This window comes from Herbaspirillum sp. GCM10030257, from assembly GCF_042666555.1.
Classification (GTDB): Bacteria; Pseudomonadota; Gammaproteobacteria; order Burkholderiales; family Burkholderiaceae_D; genus Noviherbaspirillum.
The window spans coordinates 25,522-44,439 of record NZ_JBHTDH010000003.1 but is presented as its reverse complement, the minus strand read 5'-3'; the positions used below and the strand labels follow the sequence as shown (position 1 = coordinate 44,439).

Here is an 18,918-nt window from a genome sequence, read left to right as displayed (position 1 = left end):
AACTAGGCGCGAATGGACAGAACATCTATCCGGTCGCCCTGAAGACGGACCTGCGCCGGTTGCTTCGCCAGATCCTTCGGTAACCCGCTGTCGAACGTGCGGTAAATGCCTGCGATGGATACCAGTTCGGCCTCCATGCTGAGTGTGAAGATACGTGCCTCGGCATTGCCGCTGGCCCCCGCAAGTGCCCGTCCGCGAAGCGGAGCATATACATGGATGCTGCCGTCTGCAATAAGCTCGGCGCCATTGTTGACGATTGCATTGACGATCAGGTCGCAGCCGCGGGCATAAATGCGTTGGCCGGCGCGTACCGGGGAATCGATGATCATAGCGGGGACTGCGGCCGCGACGGGGCTATGGACTTCGGGAGATTGCTGAATCGGCGCTGGCGCAGGTGTTGAAGCAGGGGGCGGTGCAATGACGGGCGCCGGTGCGGCCCCGGTTTCTTCGGATGAAGCTTCCTGGCGCTGCGGGGCGAGCGTATCGATACTCATGCCAAGGGCGATGATTTGCTGTTCGAGTTCGGGCGGGGCTCCGCGCACCGCAACCGGATTCAGGCTGTACGAACTGAACAATGAAGTCAGGGCAGACCAATCAATGGCGGTCCCGCTGAAGTCGATGGCACTGACATCGATCACCACGAGATCGTTGTCAAAATAATCCGGCGCGCCACCCGTGGTTTTCTTCAGGGTGGCGTCGAGCGTTTCCAGGTCGGCCGTGCGCAGGATGGCCGACACGGCGACAACGGTTGAAATCTTGATCTCTATCGGCTTGCTATTTTGTTTCGTTGACATAAACGCTTATCGGCTCATCGGGTAATCGCCTTATCGGTAGACGCGATCGCTACGTGAGCAAAATGGAATGCACCGCCTGCCAAACGAAACGGGCCGCATGGAAAGCGGCCCGAACGGTCTGGGGAAAGCGGATTTCATTACGGCGCATTGAACAATTGCTCACCACTCGCTCTGTGCTTCGCGCCGTATTATACCTGCTGCTGTGGCGCTATCCTCCTGATTCCCCATACTTTTTCTTTTCGTTACAGTGCTGTCCGTAGCGCGAACAACTCGGGGAATAGCACTACGTCCAGCATTTTTTTAAGATAACTTGCTCCTGCGGTGCCGCCGGTTCCGGTCTTGAATCCGATGATGCGCTCAACCGTCGTCACATGGCGAAAGCGCCAGAAGCGGAACGCCGTTTCCAGATCCACCAGCTTCTCCGCAAGTTCGTACAACGCCCAGTGCTTTGTCGGCTCGCGATAAACATCAAGCCATGCCTGCTTGACGGATTCATTGGCGACCGTCGCCTGAGTGGCATCAGCCTTCAGGCGGTCGGCATCAATGTGAAAGCCTTGCCGGGCAAGCAGCATGATCGCTTCATCATAGATCGAGGGCGTGTGCAATGCTGTTTCCAGGTGTTGATGGTTTTCGGGCACGGCCGCATGGACGGCAAGCAGTGAAGGGTTCTTGTTCCCCAGAATGAATTCAATCTCACGATACTGGCAGGACTGGAAGCCCGAGGACTGTCCCAGATAAGGCCTGATGGCAGAGTACTCGGGGGGTGTCATGGTGGCCAGCACATCCCATGCATGGACCAGCTGATCCATGATGCGCGCCACACGTGCCAGCATTTTGAATGCAGGCGGAAGCTCATCCTGGCGAATTTGCTGTCTTGCTGCGTAAAGCTCGTGCAACATCAGTTTCATCCAAAGTTCGCTGGTCTGATGCTGAATGATGAACAGCATTTCATTGTGATCGGGCGAACGCGGATGCTGTGCTGTCAGGATCTGCTCAAGGCCGAGATAATCCCCGTAGCTCATTGACTTCGAGAAGTCCATCTGGGCGCCATGCCAGGACGGGGTTTTCTTGTCTGTATCCATGCTTGCCTCCTCAGGTCACCGCGTCGCGTAGGGCGGCCGGATCGTATCGCTTGTTGTCCAGAATGTCGACGAGTACGTCGACCGCATCCCACACGTCAATAAAACGTGTGTAAAGCGGGGTAAAGCCAAAGCGCATGATGTGTGGCTCCCGGTAGTCGCCGATGACGCCGCGCGCGATCAAGGCTTGCATCACCGGATAACCATGCGGATGGGCAAAGCTCACCTGGCTGCCGCGATGCGCATGTTCACGCGGTGTTACCAGTTTCAGGGGATGAACGCTGCAGCGCGATTCCACCAGATCGATAAAGAGATCGGTTAGTGCCAGCGATTTCTCGCGCAGCGCCGCCATGGACGTTTGGGCAAAGATGTCGAGCCCGCATTCGACCATCGCCAGAGAAGCGATCGGCTGCGTGCCGCACAATGCGCGCCGTATGCCGCCAGTCGCTTCAAACTGCGGCTGCATGGCAAACGGGCTTGCATGGGACCACCAACCAGAGAGCGGCTGACGGAAATCCTCTTGATGCTGCGCCGCGACCCAGATGAAGGCCGGCGACCCCGGGCCGCCATTCAGGTACTTGTAAGTGCAACCAACCGCATAATCGGCACCATCCGCATTCAGGTTTACCGGTACGGCGCCCGCTGAATGGGCAAGATCCCACAGCATCAGAGCGCCGCGCGCGTGGGCAAGTGTGCTGACCTCACGCATGTCATGCATATGGCCGGCGCGGTAGTTGACATGAGTAAGCATGACGACAGCGGTTTCCTCGTCAATAGCAGTATTTAACTGTTCCGGGGAGTCGATCATCCGGATCTCATAGCCGCGATCCAGCCAGGATGCCAGTCCCTGAGCGATGTACACGTCGGTTGGGAAATTGGCGCGTTCGGTCACGATGACATGGCGCTGCGATCGTCCTTCACGCGACTGCTTGTGCAGCGCGGCAGCGAGCGCCTTGAAGAGATTGACCGAGGTGGAATCGGTTACCACGACCTCATTCGGATTGGCGCCGATCAGCGTAGCAAGCTTGTCACCCAGACGGGACGGAAGATCGAACCAGCCTGCTTTATTCCAGCTGCGGATGAGGTCCTTTCCCCATTCGTCGTTCACCACTTGCTGTACGCGGGACAACGCGGCTTTCGGGCGCGCACCCAATGAATTGCCGTCAAGGTAAATGACGCCATCGGGCAGGTCGAACTGGTCCCGCAGCGACGAAAGTTTGTCGGCTTTATCCCTGGCGAGGCAATCGTCACGGGTCATCATTGCGCACCTCCAGGCAAACTGCGAAGTATGGCCCGCACCGGGCTCGCGTCCATTCCCGCCAGCTTCAGAGGTAATGCAATCAATTCATAGTCACCCACCGGCACACCGTCGAGGACGATGCCTTCAAGGATTGCCATGCGGTTGGCGCGAACCGCGCGATGTGCATCCATGGTTTTGGATTCCTGTGGATCAAGAGAGGCCGTATCAATGCCAATCAGTACGACTCCATGCCGGGCCAGCAATGCGATCGTGGCGGGCGATACGCTCGCAAACTGTGCATCCCAACGGTCCTGAGGCGCCGTCGCATAGGTGCGGAACAGCACGCGTGGCGGCATATCAGTCAACGCGGTTTCGACATGATGCGGCTCGACACTGCTCACGCCTACGCAATCGATCAGGCGGCATGGCCCGAGATAGGCATGCAGGGCTACGCTATCGATGGATTCCCCCTGAGCGTCGTAATGAGAGGGCGCATCGCAGTGCGCACCCGTGTGAGTTGACATGGTGATGCGGCTGACCTGTACGGGGCAACCACCTTCAATTTTCCAGGTAGGCTCGGTGCTGAATGGCGTATCGCCAGGCCAGACCGGAATTGCAGGAGAAAGGACAGGGCTGATGTCCCAAAGAGTATTGGAAGAGGGCATAAGATTTCCTTGATGTTCTGCTCGAATTTTAAGCCGTAAAGACTGCATTTTTTACGCAATCTGATCGGTAAAATTCGTGGAAATTAGAATATCATTGCAAGGATCCTGGAAAAAATGACCGAAGTCACCATGAAGCTTGATGCAACTGATCTCAAGTTACTTAACTTGCTCCAGCAAGATGGAAGGATGAGCAACTTGGAACTGGCGGAAAAGGTGTTTTTATCACCTTCCTCCTGCCTGCGCCGTGTCCGTATGTTAGAGGAAAGTGGCATGATTAGCCGCTATAGCGCAGTGCTGAATGCTACCGCTCTGGGCCTTGAGGTGGATGCGTTTGTACAGGTCACGATGCGGCGCGATGTCGAACACTGGCACGAAAACTTTACGGCTTCCATTGCCGCCTGGCCCGAGGTGGTCGGCTCGTACATCATTGCCGGTGAGGCGAACTACCTGTTACGCGTCAGGGCACGCAGCCTCAAGCATTTTTCTTCGTTTGTCCTGGAGAAGTTATACAAGACTGCGGGTGTACTCGACATTAAGTCCAATATTGTTCTGCAGACTCTGAAGGACACTCAGGCGATCGCGCCTGAACTGTTGAGCGACTAATTGAGGCTTGATAGTTCTGTGATGGGCCGGCCCACTCAACTCAGGCGTGAATAATGGCAATCAAATGATGCCAGCCGAACAGGCAAGCCGGCGTTTCTATTCGTGTGCCAACACTGAACTGGCTCGACATATCGACCTGCATAATGGCTATTAACAGGCATCCGTGACCCAAGACATTGGATCTGGATTGCATCCGAACTAATTCACATTCCCATACTCGAATCTTCCCCGGCAAGACAGCGAGAGCGTCTTGCCGCACATCTGCGTCCATTCATTTGATCAGCTTTAAATATTCCTTCGTCGTGGATATCGAACATTGCGCCCGACCATGTCGAAGCGATCGCTAGAAATCTATCTTCATTCAACACAAGGAGACAGCCATGGATAAAAATCGAGTGGCCATCGTGACGGGTGGAATGGGAGGGCTAGGAGAGGCCATTTGCAGGAAGTTGCATGATGCAGGATTTCGCGTTGTCGCAACGCATTCACCCGGAAATAAGGAGGCATCGGCGTGGATTGCTTCCCATCGTAGTCAAGGATACGACTTCAGCACCGTCTGCATTGATGTCGCGGAATTTTCCTCCTGTGAAGCAGGCATTATGCAAGTCTTGCGTGATCAGGGCCGTATTGACGTTCTCGTCAACAATGCCGGTGTCACACGTGATGCAACATTGAAGAAGATGACACTTGAGGACTGGCAAATCGTCCGCAAAACCAATCTTGACAGTGTCTTCAATATGACTAAGCTGGCTTTGCATGGCATGCTGGAAAACCAGTGGGGCCGCGTCGTAAATATCTCTTCAGTAAATGGGCAGAAAGGCGCGTTTGGGCAGACCAACTATGCGGCGGCGAAGGCGGCAATGCACGGTTTTACCAAGGCGCTTGCATTGGAAGTCGCCAATAAAGGCATTACCGTCAACACCATCTCCCCGGGCTATCTGAAAACCAAAATGGTGACGCAGATACCAGAGAGCATTCTCAAAGAGAAAATCCTTCCACAAATACCTCTGGGCCGGCTTGGCGAACCGGATGAGGTCGCTGGTCTTGTCGTCTATCTTTGCTCCGACGAGGCTGGGTTTGTGACCGGCGCAAATATCTCTATCAATGGCGGACAGCACATGCAATGAACTGCGTCCATGCCTGATTGACGTACGTCAACCGGGCATGGACGGATACGTGCGCGCAGTCAGAAAACGTAGAAAATAGGGCGCGCTGAATTCGCCTTCCTTCGACATTTCATATCAGGATTGAAAATATGCAAAACGCACTTAACCCGCTTGCCGGCGTCTATCAGACACAGCTTGAAGCTTCGCGTCGTCTTGCAGACGCCTTCTTCACCGGCACACAAAAGATAGACAGCGTGATGATCGGAGCGACGCATCAACTTTTCACTGACCAGCTTGAATTTGTCAGGGAACTGACGGCAGCCCGCGATCCGGGAGCCATCGGTTCTGCGCTGCAATCACGCATGATGTCGCGCAACTCGAGCCAGGCGGCTGAGTACCAGCGTGAACTGGTGCGTATCGTCGTTGAGATGCAGAGCGAAATCGGTCAAAGCATGCAAGATTATGTTGAGCAATTTCGCAACCAAGCCGTGAATGGCATTAAGACGCCGTTTGCGGGAACAGCCTCCACCGCCTCAACTGCAGCAACTACAGGCAGTCATGCCATGACGAATGACAACCCAGTGGCCAACATGTTTTCGATGTGGCAAAACGCATTCAAGGATGTGGCGACACTGGCACAACGTAACATGGGAGCAGCAGCGGCAACCGCAAGTAATATGACACAGGCAGCCTCCGATGCGGCGACCAATGTGGCCGATGCAGCGACGGCGGCAGCGGCCACAACAGTCACTTCCGGTATCCAGGCAACGGCATCCGCGCCGGAGGTGCTCGTGCCAGCGGTTGATCCCGCCGGCGACGCAAGCGGCTCTGATAAAAAAATCTATCCAACGGCAGGCGGCAAGAAGAAATAAGCTTTCAAGTTAAATGGCCAGCGTGCAATCACAGATGCACGTTAAATAGGCCAAATGGAAAAGCCCGCATCAAGCGGGCTTTTTTATCTTGCAAAAAATGTTCTAAGGTGTCAGGCAGATGCGAGTTGGCCCCAGTCGCCTTCACCATCAGGCTGGTCATTTTTTTGAGCAGCCTGCTTGGATTTTTTGGCCGCGATTTGCTTGGCACGGGAGCTCGACGGTGGCAGGCGGCGCAAGGTGCGCAAGGCTTCCGGATCTTTAATGCCGATGGAGCGCTGGTCTACCGTAATCAGACCGATTTCATTGAAGGCAGACAGTGTGCGGCTGACAGTTTCCAGGGTCAAGCCGAGATAGCTGCCGATTTCATGGCGTGTCATGCGGAGATTGAAGAGCTTGCTCGAGTAACCCATGTCGGCATAGCGCTCCGACAGGTTCACCAGGAAGCGTGCCACACGCGCTTCCGCACTTAGGGCGCCGAGCATACTGACCATCGCTTGCTCGCGCACCAGTTCGCGGCTCATGACGCTGTACATGGCGTGTTCGAATTCGACATGCGCACGACCAAGCGCAGTCAACTTCTTAAATGGAAGCAGGATCAGGTCGCAGTTCGACAGAGCAACAGCTTCGGATGCATAGCGCTTGGTATGGATTCCATCGACGCCGAACAGGTCGCCTTTCATTGGAAAACTCAACACCTGTTCATTACCGAATTCGTCGATCAGTACGGTTTTCAAAAAGCCAGAATGCACAATGTACAAGGTATCGAATGGCTGGCCGATTGTGTGGATGCGCTGCCCGGTCTTGAACTGGACATGCTGAAACAGCAATTCTTCGTCGGTATGGATCGCCGCCGAAGGGATGCGAAGGACTTCGCACAATTCCTTAAGGTTGGACCACAGCTTGCCTTGACGTTGCCAGCCCGCTTCCATCGACGGGGAGTGCATGGTCGACGAAGTGGACTCAGGGCGGACGTCGGGGGTTTGCGTTGACAACATGGTCATCTCCTAATTCAGATCAATCAGTTAAGTTCATGCGGAGGCAGGGATGCCCGCATGACTATCAGTGCTTCACCAGTTATGATTTTTGGAAGATGTCCTATGTACTACGTAGTATCAGGTCGTCCAGAATCAGTGGCGGTTTCTAGTCTGTCATGCTTCGAATGAATGGCCAGTATCGCAATCGCAACAGCGAATTGCTATCGGTGTGGGCTGAATTGCAATGTAGGAGACTCGCGCTTCTCGTAGGATTATCCTTACAAGCACGCGGGAACTTTACTGATAAAAAAGATAGGAAAATCTGTTGCATTCCTTGAGAACCCGCAAGGAATAAGGCTCTTAGCTCACTTTGACGGAAAATCGCAGGAACTTGCAAGCAAGAGTCTGTAAGGAAAGTATGACAAGCCAGTTACAAAAATAGTGGCTTGCCGGTACAGAAAATATGCGAAATAACATGCATAGGACAGGCCGAAACAGGTGAGTCTGGAGAGCAAGGTCCCGTATCCGGAAACCTTGAAAGGTTTAATTTCTCAAGGGGCCGAGAAGGCGGTGCTGAACGGCATACTGAACCATTTCGGCCAGCGAGTTCATATTCATTTTGGTTAGGATGCGGGTCTTGTGGGTGCTGACGGTTTTCGCGCTCAAGTGAAGAAAGTCGGCGATCTCGGTAATCGATTTGCCACTGACCAGAAGGGTAAATACTTCAAACTCGCGATTGGACAGTTGCTTGTGGGGCAGGTCCTCATTGGCGGGCATAACATCCATTGCCAACTGTTCAGCGACTTCCAGACTGATATAGGGACGACCGGAAGCAACTTTACGGATTGCACTGACCAACTGCGTACCGGCACTTTCCTTGGTCAGATAACCGCGTGCGCCCGCGCGGATCGCGCGTACGGCATATTGTTCTTCCTCGTGCATGGTCAGGATGAGGATAGGAAGCTTGGGGACTTCATCCTTGATCTGGCGTATCAATTCCACACCGCTACGCCCTGGCATGGACAGATCTAGCATAAGCAGATCGAAACCGCCTTTCCGCACATGTGCCAATGCCTCGAAACCATCTACTGCCTCACCAACGACTTCAATATCGTCGGCTCCATCGAGAATGCGCTTGAGTCCTTCACGCATGATGGTGTGGTCGTCGGCAATAACAATGCGAATCATAGGCGGTTTGCGGGCGTTGAAGTTAACTGGTCGTTTGGAAAAATCGGCTCCACTGGAATCGATGCGTAAATGACAACACCATGTGGTTCGGCGCTCTGGATACTGATTGTACCCCCCAATACGAAGATACGTTCCTGCATCGCAATGAGCCCGTAGCATCCCGGCTTGCTTTCGCTTCCGGCTTCTATGCCGATACCATCATCCTCAATCATAACATCGAGTTGGCTCCCTGTATGCGCAAAGGAAATTCGCGCATGGGAAGCATGTGAATGGCGTTCGATATTTGACAACCCTTCCTGAATCACTCGAAAGATCGCTGATTCGATTGGGTCTTCAAGCTTCTTGTGAAACCCCTGGCTTTCGACACGGCAAGAAATGCCTGACTTTTTCTGAAAATTCTCCGCCATCCATTCCACGGCAGGCAGGAGGCCAAAATCGTCCAGCAGCGGCGGTCGCAAGGCCGAGGCCATGGTTTTTGTCATTGTTATAACGTTGTCCAGCAAACCTTGCATCTGTGCGACTCGCGCCGGTAGGCCATCATCTGTCTGCGCAAGACTGTTTTCCAGCCAGTCAAGGTCCAACTTGAGTACGCTGAGTCGCTGGCCGATGTCGTCGTACAGTTTTTTGGAAAATCGCCTTTTCTCGACTTCGGTTGCCTGCTGCGTTGATGCCGCCCATTTACGTAGTTCGGAAGGCCGTATTGGCCTTTGCTTGGATTCTGCAAAGGATTGGTGCATAGATGGGTCCTGAACAATAAGCGCAAGGAACAACTCGCCGCACACATTTATCCGTGCGACGTTTGCATTGAGGGAAAGCAGGTTACCTGCCGCATGCAGGCCTTTGAGTTCAACCTTGGTGCGACGGCCGGTAATACGTGCGCTTGCCAGCCGGTTCATTCTCTGGCATTGCTCATCAACGTAATGTGCAGGCATCAAGATATCCACTGGCTGGTCGAGCAAAGTTTGCGCGGGATGTCCGAAAATGTGCTCTGCCGTCTGATTTACCAATACGATCTGTCGCATGGCGTCGATAATGATGACCCCATCCATCGAGGACTGGATGATAGAAAGAAGCGATGATCCCACTTTGCTTGCGGGAAATCGGGCAAGTGTGGTGATGATGTTTGTCAGCTTGCCGGTGCTGGGTTCCAAATAGGTTGTCATCACAATTTCTCTGTTGCCTGAGGGCCGATGGTCGGCGCTATGCATTCGCGAATGATTAGTTGCAAGGCGGCGTGCCGATGGGAGCCGCGCCGCATGATGGGGCCGCAGGTGCGCAGTATTAAGATCTGCACCCGAACGCTTGCTAGTGGAACGTATCGCTTTTGTAGACATGCAGGTTGATCATATCGGCGCTCGACGCCTCTCATGTTGACGAAACCAATATCTTTGCGTTGGGACTTCAGAGATATCTCAGCGTCAGACAGTGCCAAATCCAAAGTAGCGGGGCGAAATCAACCGCCGTTGAGAAATCACAATCGCGCGGTTGCTGCATGGTAATCACAGCGTAGACTCGATTCCGCCTGTGATAAAGCCGTTTGCGTTCGCTCAATCGTATCGCCGTACACATGCAAAAAGGCCCGCGAATGCAGGTTCGCGCGTCGCAGATGTGAGCTGGTAGACTACGGCATCGAGAAGATGCAATTAAGACAGATCTGCTTTACGAACTAAGCCAACCTCATGAATATCGACATCCAGTTAGGCGAGATCAGCCATATTATTCAGCTCGCGATTGCTCCTGTGTTTTTGCTGACTGGCGTGGGTACGAAACTCTCGGTGTTGACCAATCGCCTTGCCCGGATTATTGACCGGTCGCGTGTCCTTGAAGATCGTATCCAGGCAACGACGGGTGCCGACCATACGGATGCTTATGCTGAACTGGATACCTTGTACCGACGTTCGCACCTGATCAACCGGGCCATCACTTTAAGTACTTCGTGTGGTTTGTTAGTTTGCATCGTTGTGGCGGCACTTTTTATCGGCGATGCACTGAATCTGGGCCTGGCTGGCTTCATTGCCCTTTGTTTTGTGCTCGGGATGTTTTGCCTGATCGGAAGTTTTGTTTATCTGCTTCGCGAAATTTTCGTCGCGACCAAAACAGTATCAATGCGCAATATACGTTCAAGGCAGAAGTAATCTTAGCGCTGGGTAATCAGACTGGAATCACATGCAACAGCAGAATAATAAGGCCGCGCCGGTGATCGCTCATCTCCCCCGGACTTGATCGCGTCGATGACTCGCTGATGTGAACGATTCTCACGCCCGGATTTTAAGTTGCGACGTTGGACTTTGTCTTATTTCCGTTATGCAGTTGTACTGCCGGCAAGGCGATTAGCGTCCCGCTTTGGATGTATGGTAAGAGTCGTGCGTAGTAGCGTCCTGTAACGAGAGTCGCACCGAGTTTCCGGCGTCTCGCTGCATGGATCATGCTAACTCTCATAACACGCATGAAGCACTGGTGACAAATGGCTTAGTCGCTCAACCCACGTCATGCGAACTGCATAACCTTCCTTATCTTCCAGGCAGTGGTCAATGGCTTCGCGCCAGACCTTCGTTACCTGACCGATCTTTACAGGTGAATGGACATGCGCCTCGATGCGCAGGACGCGAACGCCGGCCTCCGAGAGTTGTGGCAGAAGGCGCAGCGCGCTTGCATCGGCATTTCTGATGTCGAGATAGTAATGATCGTTACTTGCCGTTTCATCCAGTGCGCATCTACCTCCACTGGCGTCGAGTGCGGCGAAGTCCAAGTAAGCAGCTTCAAGACCGGATCTCAAATGTACAGCTTCGTTGTCGCGTAACCCGAACGCAGGCTTAAAGTCATCAATGACGTTGCAGAATGGGCCAAAACCTACAAGTTCCACGTTGACGCCTGTGTGCTCCGCTACACGCTTCACCTGATTCAGAGAAGCCATCCGTGGGAGCACCAGCCTGCCGAAATCGATTTGCTTGCAAAGAAAGCTGATCGCCTCTGCAGAGACGCAGGAAGCGGGAACGGTATAGTGTTGCTGCAGTTCGGGATAACGCGCGGCGGTATAGAGCATCAGCGCCGGATCGGACATGGCTACGGCGTCCATGCCAAGTTCCGCAGCAGTGTCGATTGCCAGTCGTGCCAAAGACCATGATGCGTCCATATGGCATGGCTTGATCGCCAAGACGGTATCGACTTGCTGTTCTGCTGCATAACGTATGCCCCGTGCAAGGGCTTGAAACTGGTCGTGTCCGACGCAATGATTGCGTAAGGAAGAGGGTCGGTCAAAATCAAGAAGTATACCGTCGGCACCATTGTTTACCGCTGCGCGCAGCCCAGCTAGGCTAGCCACCGGACAATGCAAAGCAAGGCGCGATCCATGTGCTTGGGACCTACCCTCTGTCGTCTCGACTTTTGAGTATGCTTTTGTCATGATCTGTTCCTCCTCAATCTGATACCAATTACGGAGATGCATTAAGGGAAAGACAGACAGGATTCCAATGGAAGGCTGACTGGGACGCAGTGCGTCATATCTGCCGAGAGATACCTGTGCACTTCATTGTGCGAAGCGGCGTCAATGTATCTGAATAAGCCGAACCAGACGCGGCAATAAGGTAAGGTGAACACAGAGACCTCTTGTTGCTCATGTGCAATGAATTCAATGTAGCAGACGAATACCCCAGAGAATTGATTTCCCGCAAATATATTGCGATACGGAATCTTTCTTTAGAGGGAGAGATAATAAGACGTGATGGTAGGGCTAATTCGGAAAGATAAAGCGGATTGGAAGGCTATGTGACTTGATAGGAGCGGGCGAGGCCTTTAATGGAATCGGTTGGTACTGATAAATGCCAATATGAGCCTACAAGATGTCGGCACGTATAAGTGTGAATGCGTAGGGGGTAGGCCGTGTTATTTTGTCTGGAAAGATAAACGGCTCATGGCGTCGATCAGCCGACAGTTGACGAAGAGCGAGTAGCGCTGATCAGTAAGTTACGAAGAACCCACCGAAACTGGCCGGCTCGACGAGGGTGGAAGGTCGGGATATGCATGCAAATACCTCGGCAATATCCATACAAACGCGTTATGCGTTAATCAACGAAGCAAATCAATAGAGCAAAAGAAAAGGCCAGATAAACCGTTTTCAAGATTTATCTGGCCTTCAAATTTTGGCTCCCCGACCTGGACTCGAACCAGGGACCTGCGGATTAACAGTCCGTCGCTCTACCGACTGAGCTATCAGGGAACAGAGCAGCTATTATAGGCCGATCTTTCCGAAATTGTCAAAGCCTTGCAGGTTCGCCGATCTGACAGGAAAAACAAAATCATCCTCAGTCGGCTACCCTTGCCAAAGAGTGCTTTGAGGATCCTTACAAGACTTTGGCGATTGCATCGACCACAGCATCGATGTTGCGGGAGTTTAGCGCCGCAACGCAAATACGCCCTGTATCAACCGCGTAAATCGAAAACTCGTCGCGCAGGCGCCCGACTTGTTCCTTGGTCAGGCCGGAATAGGAAAACATACCGCGCTGCTTGATGACGAAATCGAAATCGTGGGCTGGTGCTTTTTCCTTTAGTTTGATAACCAATTGCTGGCGCATTTCGCGGATACGTACGCGCATGCCTGCCAGTTCGTCCTCCCACAGCTTACGCAGTTCTGGATTGGCCAATGCCGTTGCCACAACCTGACCGCCGTGGATCGGTGGATTGGAGTAGTTGGTACGGACGACACGCTTGAGTTGCGACAGTACGCGTGCGGCTTCTTCTGCACTGACCGCGACGATGCTCAATGCACCGACGCGCTCGCCATACAGGGAGAAGGACTTGGAGAATGAGTTCGATACGAACAGCGGTGTGCCGGTCTCGGCAAAACGACGCACGACTTTACCGTCTTCATCAATGCCGTCGCCAAAACCCTGGTACGCCATATCGAGGAAGGGGATCAGGCCGCGCTGGGTAACCACGTTGATAACGTCGGTCCACTGATCATCGGTCAGGTCGGCGCCAGTCGGGTTGTGGCAGCATGCGTGTAGCAGCACAATCGCACCGGATGGCATTTCCTTGAGGGCATTCAGCATGCCGTTGAAATTGACGCCACGTGTTGCCGGATCGTAGTACGGATAATTGTTGACAACGAAGCCTGCAGATTCGAACAGCGCACGGTGGTTTTCCCAGCTGGGATCGCTGATCCATACTTGGGAATTCGGGGAGAAGCGCTTGAGGAAGTCTGCGCCCAGTTTCAATGCGCCTGTACCACCGAGTGCCTGAACGGTGATTGCGCGCTTCTCTTGAACTACTGCGCTGTCGGCACCAAATACAAGTTCTTGCACTGCCTTGTCATAAGTGGCCAGACCGTCGATCGGCAGGTAGCTGCGGGGTGCCGGTTTTTCCATTAATTGTGTTTCGGCCTTGCGTACGCAATCGAGCAGAGGCACCTTGCCGTTGTCGTCGTAGTACACACCAACGCCAAGATTCACTTTGTTGGGGTTCTTGTCAGCGTTGAAAGCTTCGGTAATACCCAGGATAGGGTCGCGGGGCGCCATTTCGACGGCAGTAAAAAGAGAGGCGGGATGGGATTGGCTCATCGTGATAACATGAAAAGTTGGCTGCGGATGCAAGCAGATGCAGCAGGGTTGTAGTCAGTTTCGGGCTTGTAGCCTCAAACCAAGGTGCAACTTATTATTCTACCAAAGGTCGAAAGCAGATGGCAGATTTATCCCAGGTTTCCAGCCCCATCGACGAATCAAAAATCGTCACTTTCCCGAATTCGCCTTATCGCTTATTCCAGCCATTCCCACCGGCAGGCGATCAGCCGACAGCCATCGAAAAGCTGGTTGAAGGTGTCGAGGATGGCTTGTCATTTCAGACATTGCTCGGGGTGACCGGATCGGGCAAAACATACACCATGGCAAACGTGATTGCGCGCCTTGGTCGGCCGGCAATCATTTTTGCGCCAAATAAGACACTCGCTGCGCAGCTGTACAGCGAGTTCCGCGAATTCTTTCCGCAAAACGCCGTCGAGTACTTTGTCAGTTACTACGATTACTATCAACCGGAAGCTTACGTTCCCCAACGTGATCTGTTCATCGAAAAGGACTCGTCGATCAACGAGCATATCGAGCAGATGCGTCTGTCCTGCACCAAGTCCCTGATGGAGCGACGTGATGTCGTGATCGTGGCGACCGTATCGGCGATCTACGGTATCGGTAACCCGAACGAATACCACAAGATGATCCTGACCTTGCGTGCCAAGGACAAGGTCAGCCAGCGTGATGTCATCGCCCGCTTGATCCAGATGCAATACACGCGCAACGAAGTCGATTTCGGGCGTGGTACGTTCCGCGTCCGCGGTGACACGATTGACGTGTTCCCGGCTGAACATGCTGAGCTGGCGGTGCGCATCGAAATGTTTGACGATGAGATCGACAGCCTGCAACTGTTTGACCCGCTGACCGGGCGTGTACGCCAGAAGATTCCACGTTTTACCGTGTATCCGGGTTCGCATTACGTCACGCCGCGTTCTACCGTGCTGCGTGCGATTGAAAGCATCAAGGAAGAGTTACGCGACCGCCTGGAATTTTTCCGGAAGGAAAACAAACTGATTGAAGAGCAGCGCCTTGAGCAGCGTACGCGCTTCGATCTGGAAATGATGCAGGAGATCGGCTTTACCAAAGGCATTGAAAATTATTCACGTCATCTTAGTGGAGCAATGCCAGGTGAGCCGCCGCCTACACTGGTGGACTACCTGCCGCAGGACGCCATCATGTTTCTTGACGAATCCCACGTGCTGACCGGCCAATTGAACGGCATGTACAACGGAGACAGGGCGCGCAAGACCAACTTGGTCGATTACGGTTTCCGTTTGCCGTCTGCGCTCGATAATCGTCCGCTGAAATTCGTTGAATTTGAAAGCAAGATGCGCCAGACCGTATTTGTGTCAGCTACGCCGGCGGAGTATGAAAACAGCCACTCAGATCAGGTGGTGGAGCAAGTGGTGCGCCCGACCGGCCTCGTGGATCCGCTGATCTCAGTACGCCCCGCGAGTTCGCAGGTGGACGACCTGATGTCGGAAATCACTGAACGCATCAAGAAGAATGAGCGCGTGCTTGTGACTACGCTGACCAAGCGTATGGCCGAACAATTGACTGAGTTCCTGAGCGACAACGGCATCAAGGTGCGCTACCTGCATAGCGACATTGATACCGTCGAGCGTGTGGAAATCATCCGTGATCTGCGTCTTGGTACCTTTGACGTTCTGGTTGGCATCAACTTGCTGCGAGAAGGTCTTGATATTCCTGAGGTGTCGCTCGTTGCGATTCTCGATGCGGACAAAGAAGGCTTCCTGCGTTCCGAACGTAGTCTGATCCAGACCATTGGTCGCGCCGCGCGTAACCTTAACGGTATGGCGATCCTGTATGGAGACAAGGTGACGGAGTCGATGCGTCGCGCGATTGACGAGACCGAGCGCCGGCGTGCCAAGCAGGTGGCGTTCAACAAGGCAAACAACATCACGCCGGCTGGCGTAAAAAAGGAAATTCGCGACCTGATCGATGGCGTCTACAGCCCGCAGGAAGCACGCAGCGAATTACTGGTTGCACAAGAGCAGGCGAAGTACGAGTCCATGAGCGAAAAGCAGGTCAGCAAGGAAATCAAGCGGCTTGAAAAACTCATGGTGGACCATGCGAAAAATCTTGAGTTTGAAAAAGCGGCTCAGGTGCGCGACCAGTTGCATCTTCTTAAGGAACAGTTGTTCGGCGCTCCAGGCATGGATAACGTCGTCCCGCTTATCAGCAAATAATGGCGATGCAAGCTCCACCTGACTAGCGCTAACAAGGGCCGCCCGCAAAATTGCCGGCGGCCCTTGTCTTTTATGGCAACGCTACAATGTCTGATTTTCATTTCATGTAACCGCGATGTCCGAGACAATTCCCCAACCTATTCTTGCTGCGCTCGATCTGGCGCATATCTCCTGGCATCCGATCCTCAAGCGCGGCTTGCAAGCTGTGGCGTCGGCCGACCCCGCTTACCTGGCCACCTTGGCTGAAGCGCACTATCTCCCTACCGAGGGGCGCCTGTTCGCTGCATTCACCAAGCCTCTGAACGAGGTCAGGTATGTGCTGGTCGGGGAAGGGCCGTATCCACGCGAGGAGAGTGCGACCGGCGTGTGTTTCATGGATGGCGCCGTCGAGTCGCTGTGGTCGGAAAAGGGATTGTCCAAGCAAGTCAATCGCGCAACCTCGCTACGTAATTTCATGAAAATGCTCCTGGTTGCGGACGGCCAGCTGCAACTGGAAAATACTTCCGGAGATGCATTGACGTATATTTCGCTGAAGGCGCGTGCAATTGGTTCGCCTTACATTCAGACGCTGACGGAGCTGCAGGCCAATCTGACTCGTCATGGTTTCCTGCTTCTCAATGCCAGTCTGGTTTTCCGCCCGGATGTCCCGCCCGTAAAGGATGCGAAGGCATGGAAGCCTTTCCTGGAGACGGTGCTCGAAGCGCTCGCCGATCACGCCGTCGAAAAGTCCAAAACGCCGCCAATGCTCGTATTGTGGGGGAAGATTGCTGAACAACTGGCTACTCTTCCGGCGACGGCACGCTTCCCAAACGCCGTATCTGAACACCCGTATAACCTGTCCTTTATCGGCAACCAGACCATGCAGGAATTATTCGGTCCAATGCATTTGCTGCAACAGCAAAAGTAGAGCAGAGCATACCGGGAACGATATTAAAACGCTGCAGCAGCACCGCCACTCAAGGCTGCGCAAACGCGTAAACGCGTGAATTTGTCGGAAATCATGGTGAGCGCGTATCGTTTTGCGAAGATAAAGGCGTACCGGGCCCACTTTGATCTATATTGGTTTTTCAGGTGGCTCGCCTATGTTACGGAGCCATTATGGAAACTACCCGCATACTCTTTGTCTGCATGGGCAATATTTGCCGTTCCCCAACTGCCGAGGGAGTGATGCGCAAGATGGCGACCGATGCCGGTCTCCATCAATATATCCTGATTGATTCTGCCGGTACTCACGATTACCACGTCGGCGAAGCGCCGGACCCTCGCGCTCAGGCGGCGGCACGCAAGCGTGGTTACGATTTGAGTCGGCTTCGTGCGCGGAAAATCGAACTGGAAGACTTTTCGCGCTTCGACATGATCCTTGGCATGGATTTCAATAATCTGGAAATTTTGCAAACGCTTTGCCCACCCGAGCACAAACACAAATTAGGTTTGCTGATGGGCTTTTCACACTCTCGTGCCGGCTCTATTGTTCATGATCCGTATTATCGCGGTTCCAGGGATTTCGACCTGGTACTGAATTACATTGAGGACGGTTGCCAAGGTTTGCTTTCCAGCCTAGCACGCGGCCATGTCATCCCGCGCCGCGACCATCCGCTTCCGAAGCAGAAGGCAATCGTGTCCCGCTGGATGCGAGCACTGCAGCCACGCGTGTAAAACGGTTACCTCGCACAAGTAAATCTTGCGGCTAAGTACGGACCGCAAACACGACTTAAACTTAGATAAGCATCGTACCGACCTGAAATGCCGTCGGTGGGGATGAGTGCATTCATTCTAATTTGCCAACGCTTTTGGTATAAAAATTGCAAGGGTTTTGCCGGACCCTTGACGCAAAAGAGTGAAATTATGAAAACGCTGACAGTAGCAATGATTTCGGCAAGTACGCTGGCAATATATCCGTTGACTGGTGCAGCGGTGACAGCGCCGAGTACGACTGATGCTGATCAGCCTTACGTGATTTCACAAGATGATGCGTCGACCGCTACGACATTTCTGGCGGGTTTGGGGACGGAAGAAGACCGCGCCGACTACGAGGCGAGCACGCCACTGGCACTGCCGTTTCTCTATCCGAGCATCGACCAATCGGCGACATTGCGGACCTTCCAGGCTGGCCGGCATGGCACGCTTTACACATCCGTTGCAGGATCTCCGGCACGCAGGGCGCTCATGTACGACTATCCCGGCTTTGCGCTCGAGAATCCAATGCAAAGCGCCTATTGGCTAGATACGTCCCGGGAACGCTCAAGCACGGTCACGCTCGGTTATGCGTGGCGAGATGTTTCTGTCGAAAGTTCGACGATCGCTGCGGAAAATCAACATGACGGACCGATCCGTTCGGAGTCTCCGAAATTCGATGTGCGATCTGCCAAGTTGTCCTATAACCTAGCGCCGAACTGGGTACTACGGCTAAGTCGCGGTACGGTCAGCACTCTGGACCAGCTTGTCCCCAATGACGAAGTGCGGCGCACGGCAATTGCAGCAACCTATACCGTGCCGTTCCAGCAGGGTGACTGGCAAACCACGGTGGCGTGGGGCCGAAATGCCCGCAAATTCCGCGAGAGCACGATGGGATACTTGCTGGAGTCGACCGTCAGATTTAGCGGTACCCATGCGCTCTTCGGACGAATAG

16 protein-coding genes and 1 tRNA gene are annotated in these 18,918 nt (G+C 53.6%); 7 read left to right on the top strand and 10 right to left on the bottom strand.

Annotated elements, in window-relative coordinates; genetic code table 11:
* Window positions 1-2 precede the first annotated feature (2 nt).
* The 4 genes from minC to kynB form a co-directional block, all read right to left on the bottom strand.
* Window positions 3-794, bottom strand: coding sequence for a septum site-determining protein MinC (gene minC / locus ACFQUU_RS04920; RefSeq protein ID WP_382243499.1), 792 nt, complete (start codon window positions 792-794; stop codon window positions 3-5).
* A gap of 242 nt (window positions 795-1,036) precedes the next feature.
* Window positions 1,037-1,876, bottom strand: a complete 840-nt coding sequence (gene kynA, locus ACFQUU_RS04915) for a tryptophan 2,3-dioxygenase (RefSeq protein WP_382243496.1) — start codon at window positions 1,874-1,876, stop codon at window positions 1,037-1,039.
* A gap of 10 nt (window positions 1,877-1,886) precedes the next feature.
* Window positions 1,887-3,134 (bottom strand): kynureninase, encoded by a 1,248-nt coding sequence (kynU, locus tag ACFQUU_RS04910; RefSeq protein WP_382243494.1) that lies wholly within the window; start codon window positions 3,132-3,134, stop codon window positions 1,887-1,889.
* Window positions 3,131-3,778 carry an arylformamidase gene (gene kynB / locus ACFQUU_RS04905; protein WP_382243491.1) on the bottom strand — a complete coding sequence of 216 codons (648 nt, stop codon included), beginning with the start codon at window positions 3,776-3,778 and terminating at the stop codon, window positions 3,131-3,133. Before kynB ends, kynU begins: the two co-directional genes overlap by 4 nt.
* 129 nt (window positions 3,779-3,907) lie before the next feature.
* Here kynB and ACFQUU_RS04900 point away from each other — a divergent pair, with 129 nt between their 5' ends.
* From ACFQUU_RS04900 to ACFQUU_RS04890, 3 genes are all read left to right on the top strand, one after another.
* Window positions 3,908-4,381, top strand: a complete 474-nt coding sequence (locus tag ACFQUU_RS04900; protein ID WP_382244570.1) for an Lrp/AsnC family transcriptional regulator — start codon at window positions 3,908-3,910, stop codon at window positions 4,379-4,381.
* Window positions 4,382-4,761: 380 nt separating this feature from the next.
* Window positions 4,762-5,508, top strand: a complete 747-nt coding sequence (gene phbB / locus ACFQUU_RS04895; protein WP_382243488.1) for an acetoacetyl-CoA reductase — start codon at window positions 4,762-4,764, stop codon at window positions 5,506-5,508.
* Window positions 5,509-5,636: 128 nt separating this feature from the next.
* On the top strand, window positions 5,637-6,359 hold the full coding sequence (locus tag ACFQUU_RS04890; RefSeq protein ID WP_382243485.1) for a phasin family protein: 723 nt from the start codon (window positions 5,637-5,639) through the stop codon (window positions 6,357-6,359).
* Between the two features lie 110 nt (window positions 6,360-6,469).
* On the opposite strand, the gene ACFQUU_RS04885 is transcribed toward ACFQUU_RS04890, so the two are convergent.
* The 3 genes from ACFQUU_RS04885 to ACFQUU_RS04875 form a co-directional block, all read right to left on the bottom strand.
* Window positions 6,470-7,288 carry a Crp/Fnr family transcriptional regulator gene (locus ACFQUU_RS04885; RefSeq protein WP_382244567.1) on the bottom strand — a complete coding sequence of 273 codons (819 nt, stop codon included), beginning with the start codon at window positions 7,286-7,288 and terminating at the stop codon, window positions 6,470-6,472.
* A gap of 588 nt (window positions 7,289-7,876) precedes the next feature.
* Window positions 7,877-8,521 (bottom strand): response regulator transcription factor, encoded by a 645-nt coding sequence (locus tag ACFQUU_RS04880; protein ID WP_057290291.1) that lies wholly within the window; start codon window positions 8,519-8,521, stop codon window positions 7,877-7,879.
* Complete coding sequence (locus tag ACFQUU_RS04875; protein WP_382243481.1) at window positions 8,518-9,729, bottom strand: PAS domain-containing sensor histidine kinase; 1,212 nt, start codon at window positions 9,727-9,729, stop codon at window positions 8,518-8,520. Before ACFQUU_RS04875 ends, ACFQUU_RS04880 begins: the two co-directional genes overlap by 4 nt.
* A 477-nt stretch (window positions 9,730-10,206) precedes the next feature.
* Between ACFQUU_RS04875 and ACFQUU_RS04870 the strand changes: the two genes are divergently transcribed.
* Entirely contained in the window at window positions 10,207-10,656 is a 450-nt protein-coding gene (locus ACFQUU_RS04870) for a DUF2721 domain-containing protein (protein WP_382244564.1), read from the top strand.
* Window positions 10,657-10,949: 293 nt separating this feature from the next.
* Here the strand turns inward: ACFQUU_RS04870 and ACFQUU_RS04865 are convergent, their stop codons facing one another.
* The 3 genes from ACFQUU_RS04865 to ACFQUU_RS04855 all read right to left on the bottom strand — a co-directional run bounded on the left by ACFQUU_RS04865 (window position 10,950) and on the right by ACFQUU_RS04855 (window position 14,076).
* A complete protein-coding gene (locus ACFQUU_RS04865; RefSeq protein WP_382243478.1) occupies window positions 10,950-11,924 on the bottom strand; it encodes a peptidase U32 family protein in 975 nt (324 codons plus the stop codon).
* A 737-nt stretch (window positions 11,925-12,661) separates the two neighbouring features.
* Window positions 12,662-12,737: transfer RNA gene (locus tag ACFQUU_RS04860), tRNA-Asn, on the bottom strand.
* Window positions 12,738-12,861: 124 nt separating this feature from the next.
* Complete coding sequence (locus ACFQUU_RS04855) at window positions 12,862-14,076, bottom strand: amino acid aminotransferase (protein WP_057292630.1); 1,215 nt, start codon at window positions 14,074-14,076, stop codon at window positions 12,862-12,864.
* A gap of 119 nt (window positions 14,077-14,195) precedes the next feature.
* Here ACFQUU_RS04855 and uvrB point away from each other — a divergent pair, with 119 nt between their 5' ends.
* The 3 genes from uvrB to ACFQUU_RS04840 all read left to right on the top strand — a co-directional run bounded on the left by uvrB (window position 14,196) and on the right by ACFQUU_RS04840 (window position 17,945).
* Window positions 14,196-16,289 (top strand): excinuclease ABC subunit UvrB, encoded by a 2,094-nt coding sequence (gene uvrB, locus ACFQUU_RS04850; RefSeq protein ID WP_382243475.1) that lies wholly within the window; start codon window positions 14,196-14,198, stop codon window positions 16,287-16,289.
* Window positions 16,290-16,404: 115 nt separating this feature from the next.
* Window positions 16,405-17,196 (top strand): uracil-DNA glycosylase family protein, encoded by a 792-nt coding sequence (locus tag ACFQUU_RS04845; RefSeq protein WP_382243472.1) that lies wholly within the window; start codon window positions 16,405-16,407, stop codon window positions 17,194-17,196.
* Between the two features lie 191 nt (window positions 17,197-17,387).
* Entirely contained in the window at window positions 17,388-17,945 is a 558-nt protein-coding gene (locus ACFQUU_RS04840; RefSeq protein ID WP_382243469.1) for a low molecular weight protein-tyrosine-phosphatase, read from the top strand.
* Window positions 17,946-18,918: the final 973 nt, after the last annotated feature.

Coding starts and splice junctions, on each gene's coding strand:
- phbB (WP_382243488.1), top strand. CDS start 4,762: ATGGATAAAAATCGAGTGGCCATCGTGACGGGTGGAATGGGAGGGCTA.
- minC (WP_382243499.1), bottom strand. CDS start 794: ATGTCAACGAAACAAAATAGCAAGCCGATAGAGATCAAGATTTCAACC.
- ACFQUU_RS04900 (WP_382244570.1), top strand. CDS start 3,908: ATGAAGCTTGATGCAACTGATCTCAAGTTACTTAACTTGCTCCAGCAA.
- ACFQUU_RS04885 (WP_382244567.1), bottom strand. CDS start 7,288: ATGGAAGCGGGCTGGCAACGTCAAGGCAAGCTGTGGTCCAACCTTAAG.
- ACFQUU_RS04890 (WP_382243485.1), top strand. CDS start 5,637: ATGCAAAACGCACTTAACCCGCTTGCCGGCGTCTATCAGACACAGCTT.
- uvrB (WP_382243475.1), top strand. CDS start 14,196: ATGGCAGATTTATCCCAGGTTTCCAGCCCCATCGACGAATCAAAAATC.
- ACFQUU_RS04880 (WP_057290291.1), bottom strand. CDS start 8,521: ATGATTCGCATTGTTATTGCCGACGACCACACCATCATGCGTGAAGGA.
- ACFQUU_RS04845 (WP_382243472.1), top strand. CDS start 16,405: ATGTCCGAGACAATTCCCCAACCTATTCTTGCTGCGCTCGATCTGGCG.
- ACFQUU_RS04840 (WP_382243469.1), top strand. CDS start 17,388: ATGGAAACTACCCGCATACTCTTTGTCTGCATGGGCAATATTTGCCGT.
- kynU (WP_382243494.1), bottom strand. CDS start 3,134: ATGATGACCCGTGACGATTGCCTCGCCAGGGATAAAGCCGACAAACTT.
- ACFQUU_RS04865 (WP_382243478.1), bottom strand. CDS start 11,924: ATGACAAAAGCATACTCAAAAGTCGAGACGACAGAGGGTAGGTCCCAA.
- ACFQUU_RS04855 (WP_057292630.1), bottom strand. CDS start 14,076: ATGAGCCAATCCCATCCCGCCTCTCTTTTTACTGCCGTCGAAATGGCG.
- kynB (WP_382243491.1), bottom strand. CDS start 3,778: ATGCCCTCTTCCAATACTCTTTGGGACATCAGCCCTGTCCTTTCTCCT.
- ACFQUU_RS04875 (WP_382243481.1), bottom strand. CDS start 9,729: ATGCATAGCGCCGACCATCGGCCCTCAGGCAACAGAGAAATTGTGATG.
- kynA (WP_382243496.1), bottom strand. CDS start 1,876: ATGGATACAGACAAGAAAACCCCGTCCTGGCATGGCGCCCAGATGGAC.